Here is a 20,681-nt window from a genome sequence, read left to right as displayed (position 1 = left end):
TCACGCATCAATGTAGTTCGTGGTAAGCGTACGAGCACGGAGGGAAACCGAGAACGTGGAACTGGTTCGGTCGGCTCCCAGCCCGGTGGCGACAGCGGCCCGACCGGTCGCGCACCCTCGCCGGGTCGACTCGCGCGGCCTCCCGCGCCCGGACGGCGTCCCGCACGCCGTCCGCGGTGAAGCACACCCCGCCTTCCATTCGGACCCGGCCAGTGAACTCGGTGGCCTGCATGGCACCGTCGGCGAGCGGCGCGTATGGCGCATCGCCTGCGGCGATGTGATCAACCGCGACCGGTGCCTGACCGTGCTCGTGGAGAAGGACCGGGTGGTCCTGGTCGGCCCCCCCGGAGAGACCGCGGTGCTCACGGCAGGCCAACTCGGCCAGCTGCGCACCGCCCTACGCGAAGCCGCCGAGCAGGCGGAAAGGTAACGGTGACGTTGAGGTGGACGAGATACTCGGCCAGGTCCTGCGCAGTGCCGTGTGGGAACGACTGGACATGCTCACCGAACTGGCGAACCGGGCCGACGCCCCGTCGCTGCTGTCCGTCGCCCGGTCTGAGCTGCCGCGGTTGACCGAGGGCTGGCGCGCCATGCTGGCCGCGCACGAGCCGGACGAGCGGGGCAACTGCCCGGTGTGCTCCGGCCGCTGGCGGCAGCAGAAGGCGCCGTGCTCGGTCTGGCGCGCCGCCTACGAACACCTCGTCGCCGGTGGCCTGGCGCCGCAGCACACCGCGCGCCGCCGCCCCGAGTCGGGTGGCAGGCGGTCGCGCAGGTTGGCCGCGGGCGCCCGCTGAGCAGGCGGCCCGGGTTCCGCCGTTCCCCCGGACGTTCGCGGAGCCCGGGTCGTCGACGTACCTCGCTCGATTTACCGCCGCCTGCCTGGGAAAACTCCCCGCCAGGCGGCCCAAGGACACCGCGGGCCGGTGCTGACGAGCTTGTCGCCAGTCCCCGAACCGGCACCGGTCCGCGGTACCAACATTCGGTTACCCTCAGGTAATTTGTGAATTCGCTTCCCTAAGTAGGCCGCGGACCGCTTCGTGCGTCTCTTTCAGTCGTTGGACGGGCAGATCTACCGTCGCGATCAGGAGGAGACGCTGTGGCCAGCCCTACCCCACTCCGCCGTCAGCCTGTGCAACAGCGCAGTGCCAAGCGTGTACAGCGGATGCTCGAAGCCTGTGCGGAGCTGGTCGACGAACTCGGCTACGACGGCGTCACCACCACGCTCATCGCCGAACGTGCCGGGGTGGCGGTCGGGTCGCTCTACCAGTTCTTCCCGGATAAACGGGCCGTGGTGCAGGCGCTGACCCAGCGCAACCTCGACCAGTTCATGACCGAGATAGCCCGGCGGCTGGACGAGTCGCCGCTGCAGCACTGGTGGGACGGCGCCGACCTGATCTTCGACAGCTACGTGCGGATGTACCGCGAGGTCCCCGGGTTCAGCCGGATCCGCTTCGGCGACGTGGTGGACCTGCGGCTGATCGACGGCGAGCGGGACAACAACACGGTGATCGCGGAGAAGATGGCCGAGTTCCTCGCCGAGCGCTTCGAAATCCCGGTCGAGCGGATCCGGCTGCCGGTCGCGGTGGCCAACGAGATCGCCGACGGCATCCTCAACCTGGCCTTCCGGCGCGCGCTCTTCCCCGAGGAGACGGTGATCGCCGAGGCGAAGATGGTGGTGCGCGGCTACCTGTCGGGGCAGATGGAGTCTGCTCGCTAACCGAAGCTGCGGCCTTCGCCGCGGTAGGTGGGCACGATCGAGGTCACCTGATCGCCCTCGATCACGTGGTACGCGGTGAACCGCTCCGCGAGCTCGCCCGCCTTCGCGTGCCGCAGCCACACGCGGTCGCCGACCTTCAACGCGTCGGCGGCCGCACCGGTGACCGGTGTCTGCACTTCCCCCGCGCCTTCCAGAGACAACAGTCGTAGGCCGTCCGGCAGATAGGGCTGGGGCAACCGGGCCCGGTCAGCCGGACCGGAAGCCAGGTAGCCGCCCGAGAAAAGTGTTGCCACACCGGGCGCGGGCCTGCGCACCACCGGCGCAGCGAACAACACGGCGGGATCCGGCGCGAAGCGGGTGTAGTGGTCGAACAGCCGGGGGCCGATCAGGCCGGACCCGGCGGCGATCTCGGTGACCGACGGGTCGGCCCGGGTGATCTCGATGCTGCCGGTGCCACCGCCATTGACGAACTCCAACGGTGCCAACGCCGACACCGCGCGCACCGCATCGACCCGCCTGCCGACCAACTCGCGCGCCGAGCCGCGCTGCACCCACCGCAGGACCGCACCGCGCACCGGGTTACCGGGGTTGTCGCCCATGCCCGCGATCTGACCTTCGTAACCCATCACGCCGACCAGGCGGAAACCCGGCCGGGCCACGATCGCGGCGGCGAGCCCGGCGGCCTGCTCCGGAGTGAAGACCGGGGAGCGGCGGGCGCCGATGTGCACCTTGCCGCTGCCGCGGACCGGCCGCCAGGACACGTCGAGCTCGACGCACACCCGGATCTCCGGGTGGTCCGCGCCGAGCGCGGCGTCCACCAGGTCCAGGTGCGCCACCGAGTCCACCATGATCGACACGACCCGCCGGGCGCCCGGGTCGGCGGCCAGCGCGCGCAGCGCCGAGTGGTCGGTGGTCGGGTAGGCCACCAGGATGTCGGTGTCCGCGAGATCGGTGTCCGCCCAGGACCGGTGCAGCCACAGCGCTTCCGGGAGCGCGTAGCTCATCACCCCGGCGAACCCCGGTTTCCGCAGCGCCCGCTCCAGGAGGTACCGACATCGCACCGACTTGCTCGCCACCCGGATCGGCCTGCCCGCCGCGCGGCGGACGAGGTCGGCGGCGTTGCGGTCGAAGGCGTCCAGGTCGACCACGGCCAGCGGCGGTTCGAGGTCCGCGGTGGCCCGGTCCAGGCGGTCGCGTGCGGTCGTCACGCCCCCACCGTACGACATCCGGTCTTGAAAAGTGAATGCCGTTCACTTAGCGTTCCTGGCAAGGAGGTCCGATGGCACGCACACCCGCACTGGCCTGGCGAAACTGGGCCGGGACCGAATCCGCGACGGCCACCGAGGTCCGCACCCCGCGCAGTGCCGCGGAGATCGGCGCGGCCGTGGTCTCGGCGGGCGAACGCGGACTGACCGTCCGGGCTCGGGGCAGCGGCCACTCGTTCACCGCGGTCGGCGCGGCGCACGGCGTCGCCCTCGACCTGTCCGGGTGGACCGGGATCACCGCCGCGGACCGGGAAACCGGCGAGGTGACGGTGCGCGCGGGCACCACCCTGGCCACGCTCAACACCGAACTGGACCGGCTCGGCCGGGCCATGGCCAACCTCGGCGACATCGACGCGCAGACCATCGCGGGCGCGATCGCCACCGGCACGCACGGCACCGGCGCCCGGCTCGGCGGCATCGCCACCCAGGTCAGCGCCCTGGAACTGGTACTCGCCGACGGCACGATCACTCGCTGCTCGGCGACCGAGCGACCAGACCTGTTCGCCGCCGCCCGGGTCGGCCTCGGCGCGCTCGGCGTGCTGAGCACGGTGACCCTGCGCACCGAACCGGCGTTCGTGCTCGCCGCCGAGGAGCGCCCGGAGCCGCTGGACGCGGTGCTGGAACGGCTGCAGGCGAACTGCGCCGAAAATGATCATTTCGAGTTCTACTGGTTTCCCTACGGGCGACTGGCGCTCACCAAACGCAACAACCGCGTCCCCGCGGGCACCGAACCCCGCCCGTTGGGGAAGTTCCGGAAATTCGTCGAGTACGAGGTGCTGGAGAACGGGGCGTTCGGCACGCTGTGCCGGATCGGCCGCGCGGTTCCGAAACTGGTGCGGCCACTCAACAAACTCTCCGCGTCTGTTCTGTCACCCCGCGCGTATAGCGATGTCTCACACAAGGTTTTCGTGACCAGCAGGCGAGTTCGGTTCGTCGAGTCGGAGTACGCCATCCCGCGGGAATCGCTCGGCGAGGTGCTGGCCGAACTCCGCACCCGGGTCCCCCCGTTGGCCGATCCGGTGATGTTCCCGGTCGAGGTGCGCGTCGCCGCGGCCGACGACATCTGGCTGTCGACCGCGTACCGACGGGACTCTGCCTACATCGCCATCCACCAGTACCGGGGCATGCCCTACCGGGCGTACTTCGACCTGTTCGAGTCGATCGTGGGCGCGGTGGGCGGCAGGCCGCACTGGGGGAAGATGCACACCCTCGACGCGGAGACCCTGCGCGACCGCTATCCCCGGTTCGCCGACTTCGCCCGCGTCCGGTCCGAAGTGGACCCAGAGGGCCGGTTCCGGAACCCTTACTGCGACCGGGTTCTCGGCCCGATCACGGACTGAACCGCCGCGTCGACCGGATCCGGACCGGCGACCAGCTCCAGCGTCAGCCCGACCGTGCCCGGCTCGTCCACCATGGCGAGCAGCACGGCGGCCACATCGGCCCGGCTCACCACGCCGTACCCCACGGTGGGGCCGAGCGCGACCCGGCCGGTCGGCGGGTCGTCGCCGAGCCTGCCCGGCCGCAGGATCGTCCAGTCGAGATCGCGCGAGCGCAGATCCCGCTCCGCGGCGTCCTTCGCGCGCAGGTAGGCGGCGAAGACCTCGTCCTCGACCACGCGGTCCAGGCCCATCCCGCTGATCTGCACGTACCGCCGGACACCCGCGAGCACCGCGGCATCAGCCAGCAGCGCGGACGCGGCGCGGTCGACGGTGTCCTTGCGCGCGATGCCACTACCCGGTCCGGCACCAGCGGCGAACACGACCACATCCGCGCCGGTGAGCACCACGGCGAGCTGTTCCGCCGTCGCCGCTTCGAGATCGAGCACGACGGCGTCGCCACCACGATCACGCACATCGACCACATGCTCGGGATTACGTACTACACCGACGACGGTGTCGCCGCGCGCGGCGGCGAGTTCGGTGAGCAGCAGCGCGATCTTGCCGTGCCCACCCGCGACGACTAGGCGCATCGCTCAGGCCACGCCCGCGCTGTCGAGAATCTGGTCGTAGGCGAGCTCGCTGATCCAGCGGTACAGCGCGTCCATCTCCGGGTACGCGCGCTCTTGGCGGCCCGGCAGGTCCAGCTCGACCGCGGCCTCGGGCTCGGCGCTGAGCACCGCGACGCCGTAGGCGCGCGCCCGGGGCAGGCAGTTGGCGAGGTAGTCGTGGGTGAGCACGGCCGAGGTCGGCAGCACCACGGCGGCGTCGCCGTAACGCAGGAACGGCACCGCGTTCGCCAGGCCGGTGCGCCAGTGCCGGGCGACCGCGATGGCGCCGACGATCCGCACGGCGGGCTCCGGCACCCGGCCGGTGAGCTCCGGCCAGGCCCAGGTGGACACACTGGCGCGGTCGGTGACCGGCTCCTGGCCGAGGCAGATCCGCTCGGCGTGCACATCGGCCTTGAGATCGGCGACCAGGCAGACCCGCCGCCCGTGCAGGGTCATCTCCGGCAGCACGGTGCCCGACCAGCCGAGCGCGGCCGCCGCGCGCACCGCGAGCTCGTGGACCCCGGCAGGGAGTTCGACCGGTGGCGTCAGCTGCGCGGGCAGCGCCTTCAGACTCTCGCTTACCGCCGTGCGCCCAGGAATGCCGGTCACGAACTCCGCCCTTCTCTTCCACCGCGCGCCCGCCGCAGCCGAGTTGCGTGCTGATCACCGAGGTGTCGATTGGTACTTCAATGGAGTACCAGGCAGGACGGGACGATTAAGAGGGCCCGAACCCCTTCATGCGACCGGCGGCGCTGAGCGGTCGGTAACCGGTCGACGACCGGTACTCGGACTTCGGCCCGACTGTGCGGCCGTCCGGGTGACCCACAAGACCACCGGTCTCGCGAAAAATCACCCTACGTCTCCCCCAACGCCGCGAACGCCCCCCGAGTTCCCCAACGACCGCCAGGTCACACGCGGCGAAATGTGCGCTGCGCCACAGCAGCACAACAAATATCCGAAGATCGAAGAAACTCTCCGTTCAACATCAAATTCGGTGTCGACGTGGAAAAAGACCGCTCGCGGCCCGAACCGGACCGCGAGCGGCGGCACCCGGCCTCAGCAGCTGAGCGTCCCCTTGCGGAGCGCGTGGCCGCTGTCGTTGCTGTCGTCGGCCCAGTAGACCGGCTTGGTCCCGCCGACGCACTCGGCGGAACCGCTCACCGCGTAGCCCTCGTTGTTGTAGTTCGGCATCCCGCTGGGTCGCTTGTAGACAGCGGTGGTGGCGAACGCGCCGAACCCGTCGACCTTCATCGTCCGGTGCTCCCCGTCGCAGTTGTCATCGCAGACCACCCACAGCCGCGACGCCTGCGGCTCCCACTGCAGCTCCATCACCCCGTCCATGCCGGAGTCGATCGAGGCCACCCTGGTGAACGCCCCCGAGTCCTGCAGGACGAACCCGTAGACCATCGCGGTGTCCTCGACGCCGACGAAGAACACGCCGCCGGTGTGCGCCCCGTAGCCGCCCGGGTTGTAGGCCGCGCCGGTCGACTCGTCCCGGAAGCCCGCCGCGGTCAGGCTGCCGTCCGGCACCCACGTGACCGCCTCGAACCCGCCGTTCGAACTCACCGACGGCAGGTTCGACGTCAGGTTCCACTCCTTCGTCGCGGTCAACGTCGTCGAGCTGCCGCTGACGTCGTACCGCAGCACCGACAGCCTGCTCGACCCGGAACCATTGCGTTCACTGGCGACGAACACCCCGCCCGAGGCCCCCGCCCCGGTCACCGTCACGCCCTCGCTGTCCGGCGTCCCCGACCCACCCGGGAACTTCAGCTTCTTGCCGGACGACCACCCGTTGGTCGTGTCCGGCTTCCACTTCCCGGCCCCGTCCGGCACCAGCCGCCACAGCTTCCCGGAGTTCTGCGCGCCCCACAGCACGCTCCCCTCCAGGTACAGCCCGCTCAGGTCCGACCCGAACACGTTGGACGCGTCCGCGTTGGACACCGCGCTACCGCCCGGCCAGGTCACCCCCGCCGCCCCGGCCACACCAGGCACAACCACCACACCCAACGCCGCGGCCACCACCCCGGCCACAGCCCCCACCCGCCACCGACGAACACGTGAATCAGTCACGATTCCACCCAAGGTCGATCCAACAGGCCAACCAGTGACCTTCACGACCGCACCCGAACACCCCCACTCCACACCCCAACCCCCAGATGAACCCTCCCCAAACCCCACCCCCGCCAGAAGAGATCACCACCGAAAGATCACGCCCCCACCAACGTCACCAGTCTGGATCGGGAGATGCCACACCGTGAGGCTCTGGGCTCAGCCCCAGATGTCACCACGCTGGATCGGGAGATGCCACACCGTGAGGTCCTGGGCTCAGCCCCAGATGTCACCACGCTGGATCGGGAGAATCCCGCACCGTGGGGGTCTGGGGGCTCGGCCCCCAGATACAATGACGAGATCCCCCCTGCGAGCGCTTTTTGCGAGCAGGAGGGATCTCGGATCGAGTGGGCGAGGGGGGAGTTGAACCCCCACGTCCTTTCGGACACACGGACCTGAACCGTGCGCGTCTGCCATTCCGCCACTCGCCCGAGTGGTGGTGTCCCTCAGCGGGACGAGCAGAACTCTAGCACGGCCCGAAACCGGGTTCGCACATACCCGTGTCCGGCACGGCGCACCCGGATACGATCGGTCCAGGAGCACGGACGGGAAGGAGGCTCATGGGCATCGGACAGCGGTTGAACCGCAAGCTGGAGGACGTCGTGGGCAACACCTTCGCGCGCGTGTTCGGTGGCAACGTGGTGCCCCAGGAAGTGGCCCAGGCGCTGCAGCGCGAAGGCGAGGACAACGTCCGCGAGCTGGCTGGTGGGAGGCTGTTGGCGCCGAACCACTACGTGGTGCAGCTCGGCCCGGCCGACCACCAGAACTTCTCCGACGACGAGAGCCGGATGAAGGCGCTGCTCGCCGACTGCGTGGCGGAACATCTCGCCGAGCACGGCTGGGATACCTATGGCGACGTCGTAGTCTCCCTGGAGCGCTCCGACGCGCTGCACACCGGACAATTCCGAACCCGCTCGTCCGTCGACCCCGACGTGGAGGCCCAGCCGCAAGCCGGCGGCTCGGGCCGACCGGCGGGCCGACGGCAGGCACAACCCCGCAACGCAGGAGACCGATCCATGAGCCAGCCTCCCGGCTACGGCCAGGCGCCTGATGGCGACCCGTACGGACAGCAGCAGTACGGGTACGGCCAGGGCCAGTACGGCAACGATCCCAACTACGGTCAAGGCTACGGCCAGCAGCCGCCCCAGCAGCACGGCGGCGGTTACGACCAGGGTTACGGCCAGCAGCAGGGCGGCTATGACCAGGGTTACGGCCAGCCACAGCAGGGCGGTTACGACCAGGGCTACGGCCAGCAGCAGCAGGGCTACGGCCAGCAGCAGGGCGGCTATGACCAGGGTTACGGCCAGCCACAGCAGGGTGGCTACGACCAGGGCTACGGCCAGCAGCAGGGCTACGGCCACCAGGGCGGTTACGACCAGGGCTACGGCCAGCAGCAGCAGGGCTACGGGCAGGACCCGTACGGCCAGCAGGGCTACGCGCCGCCCGCGGTGCAGACCGGTCCGCGGCAGCTGTCGGCGAGCCTGCAGCTGGACGACGGCTCGAACCGCAACTACTCGCTCAAGCAGGGCGGGAACGTGGTGGGCCGGGGCCAGGACGCCGACTTCCGGCTGCCGGACACCGGTGTGTCGCGCAGGCACCTGGAGATCACCTGGGACGGGCAGAGCGCGACCCTGGCCGACCTGGGGTCGACGAACGGCACCACGGTCAACGGCACCCCGGTGCAGACGTGGCAGCTGGCCGACGGCGACGTGGTCCGCATCGGCCACTCCTCGCTGGTCTTCCGCACCCAGGGCTGAGCGGCGGTCCGCGGGTCGGTGTCCTCGGGTCGGGGAAGCTCCAAGACACCACGCAAGGCGGTCGGCACGGGCCGCCGGAGGGCGGCGAGCGAAGGCAACGTACGAGGTCGACCAGACGTCCTGAGGGCTGTCCGAGCGCGTGCCCGGACAGTCCTCATGTCGAGTTGGACACCGTGAGAAGCACAGGAGCGGTCACAACAAGTGCCTGAGTTGGTGATGCAGCTGACCAGAGCGGGATTCCTGGCCCTGCTCTGGTTGTTCGTGCTGGCCGCGCTGCGGGTGGTCCGGTCGGACCTCTACGCGGCGTCCGGGCTCCGCGTGGCGGTGCCCGGCTTCCGCAAGTCGGTGGCGGGCAAGCGGGGCAAGGTGCCGCGGCAGCTGGTGGTGACGCACGGCGCGCTGGCCGGGACGCGGATCACGCTGGACGGCAGGCCGATCCTGATGGGTCGCGCGGACGACTCGACGCTGGTGCTGGACGACGACTACGCCTCGACCCGGCACGCCCGGCTGTCGCTGCGCGGGACCGACTGGTACGTGGAAGACCTGGGCTCGACGAACGGCACCTACCTGGACCGGGCTAAGGTCACCCAACCACTCCGGGTGCCACTAGGTGTCCCGATCCGTATCGGCAAGACGGTGATCGAGCTGCGCTCATGACCCTAGTTCTTCGTTACGCGGCCCGCAGCGACCGGGGCCTGGTGCGTTCCAACAACCAGGACTCCGTGTACGCGGGCCCACGCCTGCTTTCCCTGGCCGACGGTATGGGCGGCCACGTCGCCGGTGAGGTCGCCAGCAAGGTGGTGATCGCCGCGCTGGCGCCGTTGGACGACGACGAGCCGGGTGAGGACCTGCTCGGGTTGTTGCGCGAGGCGACGCTCGCGGGCAATGGCGCGATCGCCGAGCTGGTGGCGGGCGACCCCGATCTCGACGGCATGGGCACGACGCTGTCGGCGATCCTGTTCGCGGGGAACCGGATCGGCCTGGTGCACGTCGGCGACTCGCGGGTCTACCTGCGCCGCAACGGCCAGTTCTCGCAGATCACGCACGACGACACGTTCGTCCAGTCGCTGATCGACGAGGGCCGGATCACCGAGGACGAGGCGGCCACGCACCCGCAGCGCTCGCTGCTGCTCAAGGCGCTGACCGGGCACGAGGTGGAGCCGAGCCTGACGATCCGGGAGGCACGCCCGGGAGACCGCTACCTGCTGTGCTCGGACGGGCTGTCCGGGCCGGTGAGCCACGAGACGCTCAGCGAGGCGATCCAGATCCCGGACCCGCAGGAGTGCGCGGACCGGATGATCGAGCTGGCGCTGCGCGGCGGTGGTCCGGACAACGTGACCGTGATCGTGGCCGACGTGGTCGACATCGACTACGGCGACAACCACCCGATCATCGGCGGCGCCGCGGGCAACGGCATGGACGAGACCCCGCCGCCGGACTCCCCCGCGTCCCGGGCGAGCGCGATGACCACGCCGCGGCCGGAGCCGCGCAAGGTCGAGCAGCCCCCGCCGCCGGACCCGCGGATCAAGCGGCGCAAGCGGCGGCGGCTGGTGATCGGCCTGCTGCTGCTTTTGGTTCTGCTCGCGGCGGGCGTGGTGGCGGCCAAGATCTGGGTCGACAACCAGTACTTCGTCGGCGAGGGCGATGACGGCGAGATCGCCATCTTCCAGGGCGTGCGCGGCAACGTGCTCGGCCTGTCGCTCAACAGCCAGAAGCAGGGGTCCTGCGATCCCACGCTGACCCGGTGCGACCGGTTCTACGTCGACGACCTCATGCAGTTCGGCAAGGAGGAGGTGCGCTCCGGCAACAACCACTTCACCAGTGAGAAGGCCGCGCGCGACTTCATCCAGGAGCTGCGCCGCACCTACGGCCTGCCCAACTGCGACACCCTGAACACGCCGCAGACCACCACCCCGGCGCCGACCACGACGACCGTCCCCGAGGCCACCACCGCGCCCGTCACCACCACACCGATCACCACCACACCGATCACCACCACCCCGATGACCACCACCGCGCCGGTCACGACTTCGACCGAGGGAACCCCGGGAACAACCACCGCACCGGGCACCGCGTCATCCTCTGTCGTGGAGACTCCGCAGCCGGGTGTGAACTGCCGCAACCCGCACACCGAGGACAAGGGCGGCGGCTGATGTCATCTCCGGTCCAGGGCGCGGTTGGTCCGACGACCGGGCAGAGCAACGCGGGTGTCAACCCCGCGGCGGCGCCCACCCGAAGGGGCACCGAGTTGCTCCTGCTCGGGTTCGCCGCGATCGTGGTCTCCGCCGCGCTGATGCTGGTGGAGGCCAACCAGGAACAGCAGCTCACCTTCCGCATCTTCTGGTACGGCCTGGCCTTCCTCGGCCTGTTCGGCATCGCGCACGTGGCGGTCCGGCGGTTCGCGCCATACGCGGACCCGCTGATCCTGCCGTGCGTGGCGCTGCTCAACGGGCTGGGCCTGGTCATGATCTACCGGATCGACCTGGCCATGACCGAGGTCGCGCTGCGCGCGGGCAAGCAGATCAACAACGACGTGCCCCGGCAGATCCTGTGGACCACGGTGGCGCTCGGGCTGTTCCTCGCGGTGCTGGTCGTGGTCAAGGACCACCGCACGCTGACCAAGTACCACTACACCTTCGGCCTGGTGGGCCTGGTGCTGCTGGCACTGCCCGCGTTGCTGCCCAGCGCCATCGCGCCGACCATCAACGGCGCCAAGATCTGGCTCAAGGTCGGCCCGTTCTCGCTGCAGCCGGGCGAGTTCTCCAAGATCCTGCTGCTGGTGTTCTTCGCCGCGTTCCTGGTCGCCAAGCGCGACCTGTTCATGGCCGCGGGCCGCCGGGTGCTGGGCATCGACCTCCCGCGCGCCCGCGACCTCGGCCCGGTCGTGTTCGCCTGGGCGTGCTCGCTTGGCGTGCTGGTGTTCCAGAAGGACCTGGGCACCTCGCTGCTGTTCTTCGGCACCATCCTGGTGATGCTCTACGTGGCCACCGAGCGCGGCATCTGGGTCGGTCTGGGGTTGACCCTGTTCGTCGGCGGCGCGGTGGTGGCCTACAAGCTGTTCACCCACGTGCAGCAGCGGGTGGCCAACTGGTTCGACCCGCTGGCCACCTACGCCCAGGCGGGCGGCGGCTACCAGATCGCGCAGGCGCTGTTCGGTCTGGGCACCGGCGGGGTCGGCGGCACCGGGCTGGGCGCGGGCCGCCCGGAGCTGGTGCCGTTGGCCAACACCGACTTCATCGCCGCGGCCATCGGCGAGGAGCTTGGCTTCATCGGCCTGGCCGCGCTGCTGATGGTCTACACCGTGCTGGCCCTGCGCGGCATGCGCAGCGCGCTCGCGGTGCGCGACACCTTCGGCAAGCTGCTCGGCGGCGGCCTGTCCTTCCTGCTGATCATGCAGGTGTTCGTGGTCGTCGGCGGGGTCACCAAGCTCATCCCGATGACCGGCATCACCGCGCCGTTCCTGTCCTACGGGGGTTCCTCGCTGCTGGCGAACTACGTGCTGGTCGCGATCCTGCTGCGCATCTCGGACGCCGCGCGCAGGCCGCAGACCGGCTCCCGCCCCCGCCCCGTGCCGCAGGCTCCGATCGCCGAGGCACACACCGTCATGGTGGAGCGGCCGACATGAACACTCCGCTGCGCCGGGTCGGCCTGGCCATGCTCGGCATGATCATCCTGCTGCTGGCCAACGCCACCTACATCCAGATCATCAAGGCCGACGACTACCGCAACGACCCGCGCAACAAGCGGGTGCTGCTGGAGGAGTACGCCCGGGAGCGCGGCAAGATCGTCACCCCGGACAAGAACAACCAGGTCAAGGTGCTGGCCACGGTCCAGCAGACCAACGACCGACTGCGCTATCTGCGGGTGTACAACGAGGCCCCGATGTACGCGCCGGTCACCGGCTTCTACTCGGTGCGCTACGGCGCGGGCGGCCTGGAGCGCGCCGAGGACGAGATCCTCAACGGCTCCGACGACCGGCTGTTCGTGCGCAGGCTCTCGGACCTGATCACCGGCCGGGACCCGCGCGGCGGCAACATCCAGCTGACCATCAACCCGGCCGCGCAGGCCGCCGCGTACAACGCCATGGACAAGGCGGGCTTCGCCGGGTCCGTGGTGGCGCTCAACCCGAAGACCGGCGAGATCCTGACCATGGTCAGCACCCCGTCCTACGACCCGAACACGCTGTCCGCGCACGACACGGAGGCGCAGGCGGCGGCCTGGAAGACCTACAACGACGACAAGCGCAAGCCCATGCTGAACCGGGCGATCTCCGAGACCTACGCGCCCGGCTCCACGTTCAAGCTGGTGATCGGCGCGGCCGCGCTGACCGACGGCAAGAACAAGGACACCCAGCTGACCTCAACCGACAAGCTCGTGGTCGGCGGCTCGGAACTGCGCAACTACAACCGCGGCTACTGCAACGGCACGCCGGACGGGGTGACCATGGAGGTCGCGCTGTCGCTGTCCTGCAACACCTCCTTCGCCCAGCTCGCGGGCGACCTCGGTTCGCAGAAGGTGACCGACCAGGCGGCCAAGTTCGGCATCGGCGAGGACGATCTCACCGTGCCGATGCCGGTCGAGCAGTCCTGCCTCGGGCCCAGCTCGTCCTGCCTGAACGTGCCCGACAAGGCCGCGCTGATGCAGTCCGGCATCGGGCAGCGCGACGTCCGGCTGACCCCGTTGCAGAACGCGCAGATCGTGGCCACCATCGCCAACGGCGGCGAGCGGATGAAGCCGCAGCTGGTGCGGTCGATCCTGGCCCCGGACCTGTCCGAGATCTCCGGCTTCGACGCCGACAGCCTCGGCCGGGCGATGAGCCGCGACTCCGCCTCGCAGCTGCGCGACATGATGGTCACCTCGGAGTCGAAGACCGGCGGCGACGGCAAGCGCGACGGGCTGACCATCGCGTCCAAGACCGGCACCGCGGAGACCGGCAACGACCCGAAGAACACCCCGCCGTTCGCCTGGTACGTGGCGTTCGCGCCAGCCGACAACCCGAAGATCGCGGTGGCGGTCGTGGTGGAGAGCAAGGACGTGGCCGCCACCGGCGGCAAGCTGTCCGCCGCCATCGGCCGCGCCACCATGACCGCGTACCTCGACGGGGGTGGCTGAGCCGTGCTCACCTCCGGCCAGTTGCTCGCCGACCGCTACCGGCTCGCCCGCCGGATAGCGGTCGGTGGCATGGGCGAGGTGTGGGAGGCCGCCGACACCCGGCTGGACCGGCTGGTCGCGGTGAAGGTCCTCAAGCCGGAGCTGTGCGGCGACGCCGAGTTCCTGCACCGCTTCCGCACCGAGGCGCGCACCACCGCATCGATCAACCACCCGGGCATCGCCGCCGTGCACGACTACGGCGAGACCGCGGCCATCGTGGACGGGCCGCAGGACACCGCGTACCTGGTGATGGAGCTGGTCGAGGGCGACCCGCTGGCGGCGATCCTGGCCAAGGAGGGCAGGCTCCCGGCCGAGCGCACGCTGGACATCCTGGAGCAGGCCGGACACGCGCTGCAGGCCGCGCACGAGCGCGGCTACGTGCACCGGGACGTCAAGCCGGGCAACATCCTGATCACCCCGGCAGGCGTGGTGAAGCTGACCGACTTCGGCATCGCCAAGGCCGCCGACGCCGCCCCGGTCACCCGGTCCGGGATGGTCATGGGCACCGCGCACTACATCGCCCCGGAGCAGGCGCTCGGGCACGAGGCGGAGCCTGCCAGCGACGTGTACTCGCTGGCAGTGGTCGGCTACGAGTGCCTGGCCGGGCGCAGGCCGTTCCTGTCCGAGAACGCGGTGACGGTCGCGATGATGCACATCCGCGACATCCCGCCGCCGCTGCCGCCGGACATCCCGCCGGGCGCCCGCGCGGTGATCGAGGCGACTCTGGTCAAGGACCCCCGGCAGCGCTACAGCAGCGGCGGCGAGTTCGCCGCCGCCGTGGCCGCGGTGCGCGCGGGCAGGCCGCTGCCTGCCCCGTCCGGCCTGGCCATGGCGGTCGCCCAGCACGCCCCCGCCACCCCGCACCCTGGCCACCCGGTGCCGCACGCGACCGGTACCCACCCCGGGCTGCGGCCGGTCGTGCCGCCGGGGCTGCCGCCGACCTCCGGGCCGTTCCCGATGGGCGGCTCGCCGCCGCGCCGCTCCGGCCGCGGCCCGCTGTGGGTGGCGATCGTGGTGCTCACCCTGGCGCTGATCGCCGCGCTCGCCTTCGGCCTGCCCGCGATCCTGCGCTCGGACGACCCGGGGGACCGCATGCCGGGCACCCCGTCGCCGCGCACCACCTCGACCCGCCCGCAGAGCGAAGAGGAACCGGGCGGGCCGCCCGCCGGGCAGCCGACGACCACCCGGCCGAGCCGTACGGTGGACCCGCCGGAAGTGGACGAGGATGGGACCATCACCCTCATCCCCACCCGGTACGTCAAACACCCGGCGTACGAGGTCGAGGCCCGGTTGCGCACCCTGGGGCTGCCACCCCAGGTGTTGACCGAGTCCGGGGTGCACCCGGACGATTCGAGCACGTGCCTGGTTGTCGAAGTCTCGCCGATCGGCCGGGTCGAGCGCGGCACGCCGGTCACAATCACGTGCAGGCCGCAGATCGGGCCCCCGGGATGACCACGACCACCGGGCCCCGGCACGGGGCCGACAGCGCGGGACCCTGCCCGATCCGCGCGCGGACAGCAGGCATGATGGGACAGGACTTGACTAGGAGCGGGACAACGCACCGATGACCACACCGCGACTGCTCTCCAACCGCTACGAGATCGGCGAGACGATCGGCTACGGCGGCATGTCCGAGGTCCACCGCGGCCGTGACGTCCGGCTCGGACGCGAGGTCGCGGTGAAGGTGCTGCGCCAGGACCTGGCCCGCGACCCGCAGTTCCAGGAGCGCTTCCGGCGCGAGGCGCAGAACGCCGCCGCGCTCAACCACCCGGCGATCGTGGCCGTCTACGACACCGGCGAGACCCGCACCGAGACCGGGCCGCTGCCCTACATCGTCATGGAGTACGTGGACGGGCGGACCCTGCGGGACATCGTCAAGTCCGAGGGACCGCTGCCCGGCCAGCGCGCCATGGAGATCATGGCCGACGTCTGCGCCGCGCTGGACTTCAGCCACCGGCACGGCATCGTGCACCGGGACGTCAAGCCAGCCAACGTGATGATCACCAAGACCGGCGCGGTCAAGGTGATGGACTTCGGCATCGCCCGCGCGGTCGCCGACGGCCAGGTCGCCGTCACGCAGACCGCCGCGGTGATAGGGACGGCCCAGTACCTGTCGCCGGAGCAGGCGCGCGGCGAGGCCGTGGACGCCCGCAGCGACGTGTACGCCACCGGCTGCGTGCTGTTCGAGCTGCTCACCGGGGAACCGCCGTTCACCGGCGACTCCCCGGTCGCGGTGGCCTACCAGCACGTGCGGGAGGACCCGAAGCCGCCGTCCGCGCTCAACCCGCGGGTCAGCCCGCAGCTGGACGCGATCGTGCTCAAGGCGATGTCCAAGGGCGCGGCCAACCGCTACCAGTCGGCGGCCGAGATGCGCACCGACATCGTGCGGGTGCTCTCCGGCCAGCGGCCCGCGGCCCCGATGGTGATGACCGACGACGACCGCACCGCCGTGCTCGGCGGCCCGGCCCCGAACCGGCCGACCGAGGTGCGCGGCAGGCACCGGCCGGAGGTCGTTTCCGACGACTACGACAGCTACAACAACTACGACGAGGAAGACGAGCGCAGGCGCAAGCGGCGCAAGAACTGGCTCATCGCGCTGGTGGTGCTGATCGTCCTCGCGCTCGTCGGCGTGCTGCTCATCCTGCTGTCCCGAGACCAGGACAAGCCCTCGGGCAGCGACTCGTTCGCCATGCCGGACGTGCGCGCCCAGGCGGTCGCGGACGCGGACTCGACGCTGAACAAGCTCGGCCTGCAGGTGCAGCGCGAGCCGGTGATCTGCGACCAGACCGGCGACAGCCCGCCCGCGGGCACCTGCACCGCGGACTCGATCGGCAAGGTGGTGGACACCAACCCGGCGCCGAACACCACGGTCCGCAAGGGCGACCGGGTGACCATCAAGGTCGGTACCGCCCCGGGCAAGGTGCCGGTGCCGGACGTGAGCGGCAAGACCCCGCAGGACGCCACGACCATGCTGCAGCAGGCCAAGTTCACCGTCGCGCCCACCACCGACGAGTCACCGACCGACGACCAGAACCAGATCGGCAAGGTCGTCGGCACCAGCCCGGCGGCAGGCCAGTCGGTGGCCCCGGGCACCCAGATCAAGCTGATCATCGGCAAGGGCCCGGACGCGGTGGACGTGCCGAACCTGGTCGGCCAGGACTTCGACACCGCGTCCAAGAACCTGACCTCGGCCGGGTTCAAGGTGCAGCGCAAGGACGTGTCCTCGGACCAGCCAGCGGACCAGGTCGTCGACCAGTCGCCGAAGAGCGGGAAGCTGGCCAAGAACAGCACGGTCACGCTGAACGTCTCCAAGGGCGACAAGATCGAGATCGAGATGCCGGACCTGACCGGCAAGTCCCGCCAGGAGGCGGAGAACGCCCTGCGCCAGCGCGGCTGGAGCGGCACGCTGAACGCGGTCGAGCAGTGGACCAACGACCCGGACGAGGTCGGCAAGATCATCGAGCAGCAGCAGCAGCCCGGCGACAAGATCGACAAGGGCGCCACCATCGGCGTGGCGATCGGGAAGGCACGCAACCAGCCCACCATCCCGACGTTCCCGACCAACCGCTAGCCGCTGAACGTGAAGGGCCCTCCCGGTTCCCCGGGAGGGCCCTTTCGTATCCGTCGGCTCAGGCCAGCGCGCGAGTGAGCTCCCGCATGGCGCGCTCCAACTCGGCGACCCGGGCCTCGGCCACCGGGTGCCCGGCCGCGGCCATCCAGTTGGCCAGCATCCGGTGCCCGCCATCGGTGAGCACGGACTCGGGATGGAACTGCACCCCCTCGACCGGCAGCTCGCGGTGCCGCATCCCCATCACGACCCCACTCTCGGTCCGACAGGTGACCTCGAACTCGGCATCCGGAATGGTCTCCGGCACCACGGTCAACGAGTGGTAGCGGGTGGCCGTGAACGGATCCGGCACACCGACCAACACCCCGTTCCCGGAGTGGAACACCCGACTCGTCTTACCGTGCAACAACTCCGGCGCCCGATCGACCGTGGCCCCCCACGCCACCCCGATCGCCTGGTGCCCCAGACACACCCCGAGCACCGGCACCCGCGCGGCCGCACACCGCTTGATCACCTCGATGCTGTGCCCGGCCCGCTCCGGCGTACTCGGCCCCGGACTAACCAGCACTCCGTCAAACCCGTCGAGCACATCGTCGGCGAGCAGTTCGGGGGCGTCATTGCGCCGCACCTCGCACTCGGCGCCGAGCTGGGCCAGGTACTGGACGAGGTTGTAGACGAAGCTGTCGTAGTTGTCGACGACCAGGACGCGCATGGCGCCAACCTACCGCCCACCCCGACGAAACGCCCCTGAGTTGTCGCCTAACCGACTCGCTGCCGCAACCGCACCGCTGGCCGATCTGTTGACCGTCGCCGGATATCCCGCGCTCACCCCGCTGGTTCGGATCGGCGCGGCCGCCGCGAGCCTGGGCGCGCTGCTGGCGTTGATCGCGGGCATCGGTCGCACCACGTTGGCGATGGCCCGCAATCAGGACCTGCCGCCCTTCCTCGCCGCGACCGGTGGACGCGGGGTGCCGGTGCGGGCCGAACTCACCGTCGGGGCCTTGGCCTCCGGGCGGCTACTGCTGGGTCGTCACCTGGTTGAACGGCAGCTTCGGCTCCACCCACGGGAACACCACGAACATCAACAGCGCCACCACGCCTGCCACCAGCACCACCGAGGTGAGCACCCGCACCATCGTAGGCCCCGGCAGGTGCCGCCAGATCCACCCGTACATCAGCTGGTCTCCTTCAACTCGGGTGGCGTCTCGCCCGGCTTGGCCGGGTCCTTGGCCCATTGCTTCACCATCACCGCGTGCACGATCAGCCGCTGGCGGTCGGAGAAGCGCGGGTGGCAGGTGGTCAGCGTCATCAGCGTGGCCCGCTCGCCCGCGCTGGCCGCGGCGCCCGACTTGCCCGGCACCGGGGCGATGACCTCGCCCTGGGTGGGACGGACGATCTCCTGCCCGACCAGCCCGGCGTACGGGCCGCCGAGCGGCGCCACGCCCTGGCAGCGCGGGTCGGCGGCACCTTTGCCCGCGGCCCAGCCCTGGACCTCGTCGCCCTTGGGCAGCACCCGGTAGATGAACCAGCTGTAGTGCGTCTCGACCACGATCGCGTCGCAGGAGTTCAGCAGGTCGATGTCGTTGAACGGGGCACCCTTGCCGACCCGGTGGCCCGCGACGGCGAAGTTGCCCGGCTCGCCCGGGTAGGCCGTGCCGCGGTAATGGCCGGGGCCGATCTCCAGGGATTTCTCCGTCGTTCCCTCGATAATCGTGAAGTCGTAATCCGCGCCGAACGCGGGGATGTACATCTTGGCGAATCCCGAACCCTCGTTCAGGCCGTTGAACCGCTCGACACGCTCCGGGCCGGGCACGGTGTCCACGCCACCGCCGCCGTCCTTCCAGGTGTCGTCCAGCGCCGCGGTGGCGTCCCGCTGCTTGCCCGCGGACACGAGGTCGGTCACGTAGACCTCGTAGACGACGAAGAGCAGCACCACCAGACCCGCCGTGATCAGCAGTTCACCGATGCCCCGCACGACCGTGCGCACGCGTTCCGGCCGCCGGGGCGGGTCCTCCGGGCTCAGCAGCCCGTCCGCTGGCGGGCCGCCGGTGTCCAGGGTGGTCACGCGGGCTCCTCTCCGACGTGCGGAATCAACATCGTTGGCGACTGGTGATTCGCCGCACTACTCAGCTACGTTAACGTGTTGCACCGGCGGTAGTTGCGCCATGCCAGCTCGACCGCACCCAACGCATCACGTCAGGCGAGGACAGCATGCCGAAGTCCAAGGTCCGCAAGAAGGCCGTGTACACCCCTCCGGCCGATCGCCGCACGCCGGTCAAGGTGAAGCCCGCCGGACCGTCACACCCGATCTACATCATCGTGATGCTTGGCATCATGCTGATCGGCTTGGCCTGGCTGGTCGTGAACTACATCGCCGGGGAGAAAATCCCATTCATGATGGATCTCGGCAACTGGAACTTCGCGATCGGGTTCTCCCTGATGATCGCGGGTCTGCTGATGACCATGCGTTGGCGGTAGCCCGACCGGGGGTCACCACGCAGCGCAACGGGTACTGGTCCGTTCAGCGGATAGTGACTGAACCACACGGATGTAACTCATCCCCATTGTGGATAACTCCTGTGGATAAATTCCGGTGACTGCTGAGAACACCCCCCGCGAGTGGGCCACCGAGCCCCGCGTACTCGTCGTCGGTTGGCTGCTCGCGACGGCATCCGCCCTGGTAGCGGTGCTGATCGAGGACACGAGAGGCAGGCTGCTGCTGATCTTGGCGGCAGTCCTGCTCGCTGCCCTGTCGCTGGCGGGCACGCTGCTGCGGCCGCGCTTGGCGGCCGACTCGATCGGGATCACCGTTCGAGGGATCGCCGGGCGTCGGCAGTGGCGGTGGGACGAGGTCCGGGTCCGGCTCGCGGTCACCCGCAGGCTGGGCCGGGAGACCACCGCGGTGGAGATCGACGCCGACAACGCCGAACAGCCAGCGCTGGTGCTGCTCGGCCGCCTCGACCTGGGCGCCGACCCGCAGGACGTCGTCCAGGACCTGCTCGGGCTCCGCGCCTAGGCGCTGTCCGGTAAGTCTGGTGCGCGGGATTCGTGATCCGCGTGGTCTCTGGGCGTGCGGGCGGGAAGCCGCACGTACCGGGTTGTACTTGGGCTTTCCGCCCGTGCGGCC

The 20,681-nt window shown here is 70.2% G+C and carries 20 protein-coding genes, 1 tRNA gene and 1 pseudogene; 14 read left to right on the top strand and 8 right to left on the bottom strand.

The window, feature by feature from the left end:
- Positions 1 to 55: 55 nt before the first annotated feature.
- The 3 genes from C503_RS48310 to C503_RS0135335 all read left to right on the top strand — a co-directional run bounded on the left by C503_RS48310 (position 56) and on the right by C503_RS0135335 (position 1,717).
- Positions 56 to 430 (top strand): hypothetical protein, encoded by a 375-nt coding sequence (locus C503_RS48310; protein WP_018686945.1) that lies wholly within the window; start codon positions 56 to 58, stop codon positions 428 to 430.
- A 13-nt stretch (positions 431 to 443) separates the two neighbouring features.
- On the top strand, positions 444 to 794 hold the full coding sequence (locus C503_RS0135340) for a hypothetical protein (protein WP_018686944.1): 351 nt from the start codon (positions 444 to 446) through the stop codon (positions 792 to 794).
- 368 nt (positions 795 to 1,162) lie between these two features.
- Positions 1,163 to 1,717 (top strand): TetR family transcriptional regulator, encoded by a 555-nt coding sequence (locus C503_RS0135335; RefSeq protein WP_018686943.1) that lies wholly within the window; start codon positions 1,163 to 1,165, stop codon positions 1,715 to 1,717.
- On the opposite strand, the gene C503_RS0135330 is transcribed toward C503_RS0135335, so the two are convergent.
- Positions 1,714 to 2,943 carry an amino acid deaminase/aldolase gene (locus C503_RS0135330; RefSeq protein ID WP_018686942.1) on the bottom strand — a complete coding sequence of 410 codons (1,230 nt, stop codon included), beginning with the start codon at positions 2,941 to 2,943 and terminating at the stop codon, positions 1,714 to 1,716. The two genes, C503_RS0135335 and C503_RS0135330, sit on opposite strands and share 4 nt — an antisense overlap.
- Before the next feature lie 53 nt (positions 2,944 to 2,996).
- On the opposite strand from C503_RS0135330, the gene C503_RS0135325 reads away from it, so the two are divergent.
- Positions 2,997 to 4,322, top strand: a complete 1,326-nt coding sequence (locus tag C503_RS0135325) for a D-arabinono-1,4-lactone oxidase (RefSeq protein ID WP_018686941.1) — start codon at positions 2,997 to 2,999, stop codon at positions 4,320 to 4,322.
- On the opposite strand, the gene C503_RS0135320 is transcribed toward C503_RS0135325, so the two are convergent.
- The 4 genes from C503_RS0135320 to C503_RS0135305 form a co-directional block, all read right to left on the bottom strand.
- Positions 4,286 to 4,951: an NAD(P)H-binding protein gene (locus tag C503_RS0135320; protein ID WP_018686940.1), complete on the bottom strand. Its 666-nt coding sequence runs from the start codon at positions 4,949 to 4,951 to the stop codon at positions 4,286 to 4,288. The genes C503_RS0135325 and C503_RS0135320 overlap by 37 nt on opposite strands.
- A gap of 3 nt (positions 4,952 to 4,954) precedes the next feature.
- On the bottom strand, positions 4,955 to 5,569 hold the full coding sequence (locus tag C503_RS0135315) for a hypothetical protein (RefSeq protein ID WP_026317025.1): 615 nt from the start codon (positions 5,567 to 5,569) through the stop codon (positions 4,955 to 4,957).
- 456 nt (positions 5,570 to 6,025) lie between these two features.
- Positions 6,026 to 7,039, bottom strand: a complete 1,014-nt coding sequence (locus tag C503_RS0135310; RefSeq protein ID WP_211222517.1) for an esterase-like activity of phytase family protein — start codon at positions 7,037 to 7,039, stop codon at positions 6,026 to 6,028.
- Between the two features lie 387 nt (positions 7,040 to 7,426).
- Positions 7,427 to 7,509: transfer RNA gene (locus tag C503_RS0135305), tRNA-Leu, on the bottom strand.
- A gap of 129 nt (positions 7,510 to 7,638) precedes the next feature.
- Here C503_RS0135305 and C503_RS0135300 point away from each other — a divergent pair.
- From C503_RS0135300 to pknB, 7 genes are all read left to right on the top strand, one after another.
- A complete protein-coding gene (locus C503_RS0135300; RefSeq protein WP_018686937.1) occupies positions 7,639 to 8,835 on the top strand; it encodes an FHA domain-containing protein in 1,197 nt (398 codons plus the stop codon).
- A gap of 201 nt (positions 8,836 to 9,036) precedes the next feature.
- Positions 9,037 to 9,492 carry an FHA domain-containing protein FhaB/FipA gene (locus C503_RS0135295; protein WP_018686936.1) on the top strand — a complete coding sequence of 152 codons (456 nt, stop codon included), beginning with the start codon at positions 9,037 to 9,039 and terminating at the stop codon, positions 9,490 to 9,492.
- A complete protein-coding gene (locus C503_RS0135290; RefSeq protein WP_018686935.1) occupies positions 9,489 to 10,988 on the top strand; it encodes a PP2C family protein-serine/threonine phosphatase in 1,500 nt (499 codons plus the stop codon). The genes C503_RS0135295 and C503_RS0135290 overlap by 4 nt, the downstream gene beginning before the upstream one ends.
- Positions 10,988 to 12,460, top strand: coding sequence for an FtsW/RodA/SpoVE family cell cycle protein (locus C503_RS0135285; protein ID WP_018686934.1), 1,473 nt, complete (start codon positions 10,988 to 10,990; stop codon positions 12,458 to 12,460). The genes C503_RS0135290 and C503_RS0135285 overlap by 1 nt, the downstream gene beginning before the upstream one ends.
- Positions 12,457 to 13,947: a peptidoglycan D,D-transpeptidase FtsI family protein gene (locus tag C503_RS0135280; RefSeq protein ID WP_018686933.1), complete on the top strand. Its 1,491-nt coding sequence runs from the start codon at positions 12,457 to 12,459 to the stop codon at positions 13,945 to 13,947. Before C503_RS0135285 ends, C503_RS0135280 begins: the two co-directional genes overlap by 4 nt.
- 3 nt (positions 13,948 to 13,950) lie before the next feature.
- Positions 13,951 to 15,438, top strand: coding sequence for a serine/threonine-protein kinase (locus tag C503_RS0135275; protein WP_018686932.1), 1,488 nt, complete (start codon positions 13,951 to 13,953; stop codon positions 15,436 to 15,438).
- A 112-nt stretch (positions 15,439 to 15,550) separates the two neighbouring features.
- The gene (pknB, locus tag C503_RS0135270; protein ID WP_018686931.1) at positions 15,551 to 17,557 is read left to right on the top strand and encodes a Stk1 family PASTA domain-containing Ser/Thr kinase; all 2,007 of its coding nucleotides are present in this window, start codon (positions 15,551 to 15,553) and stop codon (positions 17,555 to 17,557) included.
- Positions 17,558 to 17,615: 58 nt separating this feature from the next.
- On the opposite strand, the gene C503_RS0135265 is transcribed toward pknB, so the two are convergent.
- Entirely contained in the window at positions 17,616 to 18,266 is a 651-nt protein-coding gene (locus C503_RS0135265; protein ID WP_018686930.1) for an aminodeoxychorismate/anthranilate synthase component II, read from the bottom strand.
- Here C503_RS0135265 and C503_RS46490 point away from each other — a divergent pair.
- Positions 18,265 to 18,540: pseudogene (locus C503_RS46490) on the top strand (hypothetical protein); the annotation flags it as partial. The gene C503_RS0135265 and the pseudogene C503_RS46490 sit on opposite strands and share 2 nt — an antisense overlap.
- Positions 18,541 to 18,570: 30 nt before the next feature.
- Here the strand turns inward: C503_RS46490 and C503_RS47090 are convergent.
- Together C503_RS47090 and C503_RS0135255 are read right to left on the bottom strand one after the other, a co-directional pair.
- Positions 18,571 to 18,729, bottom strand: a complete 159-nt coding sequence (locus tag C503_RS47090) for a hypothetical protein (protein ID WP_018686929.1) — start codon at positions 18,727 to 18,729, stop codon at positions 18,571 to 18,573.
- Entirely contained in the window at positions 18,729 to 19,619 is an 891-nt protein-coding gene (locus C503_RS0135255) for a class E sortase (RefSeq protein ID WP_018686928.1), read from the bottom strand. Before C503_RS0135255 ends, C503_RS47090 begins: the two co-directional genes overlap by 1 nt.
- A gap of 146 nt (positions 19,620 to 19,765) precedes the next feature.
- On the opposite strand from C503_RS0135255, the gene crgA reads away from it, so the two are divergent.
- Positions 19,766 to 20,032: a cell division protein CrgA gene (gene crgA / locus C503_RS0135250; RefSeq protein ID WP_018686927.1), complete on the top strand. Its 267-nt coding sequence runs from the start codon at positions 19,766 to 19,768 to the stop codon at positions 20,030 to 20,032.
- A gap of 115 nt (positions 20,033 to 20,147) precedes the next feature.
- A complete protein-coding gene (locus tag C503_RS0135245) occupies positions 20,148 to 20,570 on the top strand; it encodes a PH domain-containing protein (protein ID WP_018686926.1) in 423 nt (140 codons plus the stop codon).
- Positions 20,571 to 20,681: the final 111 nt, after the last annotated feature.

Origin of the sequence: Actinokineospora enzanensis DSM 44649, from assembly GCF_000374445.1 — a bacterium.
In the GTDB taxonomy this organism is placed as follows: domain Bacteria; phylum Actinomycetota; class Actinomycetes; order Mycobacteriales; family Pseudonocardiaceae; genus Actinokineospora; species Actinokineospora enzanensis.
Note: the sequence above shows the minus strand (reverse complement) of the source record. Positions and strands in the feature narration are given on the sequence as shown.

What these genes read in the sequence shown, in the direction of transcription:
- C503_RS0135335 (WP_018686943.1), top strand. Translation starts at nt 1,163, where the DNA reads ATGCTCGAAGCCTGTGCGGAGCTGGTCGACGAACTCGGCTACGACGGC.
- C503_RS0135330 (WP_018686942.1), bottom strand. Translation starts at nt 2,943, where the DNA reads ATGTCGTACGGTGGGGGCGTGACGACCGCACGCGACCGCCTGGACCGG.
- C503_RS0135325 (WP_018686941.1), top strand. Translation starts at nt 2,997, where the DNA reads ATGGCACGCACACCCGCACTGGCCTGGCGAAACTGGGCCGGGACCGAA.
- C503_RS0135320 (WP_018686940.1), bottom strand. Translation starts at nt 4,951, where the DNA reads ATGCGCCTAGTCGTCGCGGGTGGGCACGGCAAGATCGCGCTGCTGCTC.
- C503_RS0135300 (WP_018686937.1), top strand. Translation starts at nt 7,639, where the DNA reads ATGGGCATCGGACAGCGGTTGAACCGCAAGCTGGAGGACGTCGTGGGC.
- C503_RS0135290 (WP_018686935.1), top strand. Translation starts at nt 9,489, where the DNA reads ATGACCCTAGTTCTTCGTTACGCGGCCCGCAGCGACCGGGGCCTGGTG.
- C503_RS0135285 (WP_018686934.1), top strand. Translation starts at nt 10,988, where the DNA reads ATGTCATCTCCGGTCCAGGGCGCGGTTGGTCCGACGACCGGGCAGAGC.
- C503_RS0135280 (WP_018686933.1), top strand. Translation starts at nt 12,457, where the DNA reads ATGAACACTCCGCTGCGCCGGGTCGGCCTGGCCATGCTCGGCATGATC.
- pknB (WP_018686931.1), top strand. Translation starts at nt 15,551, where the DNA reads ATGACCACACCGCGACTGCTCTCCAACCGCTACGAGATCGGCGAGACG.
- C503_RS0135265 (WP_018686930.1), bottom strand. Translation starts at nt 18,266, where the DNA reads ATGCGCGTCCTGGTCGTCGACAACTACGACAGCTTCGTCTACAACCTC.
- C503_RS47090 (WP_018686929.1), bottom strand. Translation starts at nt 18,729, where the DNA reads ATGTACGGGTGGATCTGGCGGCACCTGCCGGGGCCTACGATGGTGCGG.
- crgA (WP_018686927.1), top strand. Translation starts at nt 19,766, where the DNA reads ATGCCGAAGTCCAAGGTCCGCAAGAAGGCCGTGTACACCCCTCCGGCC.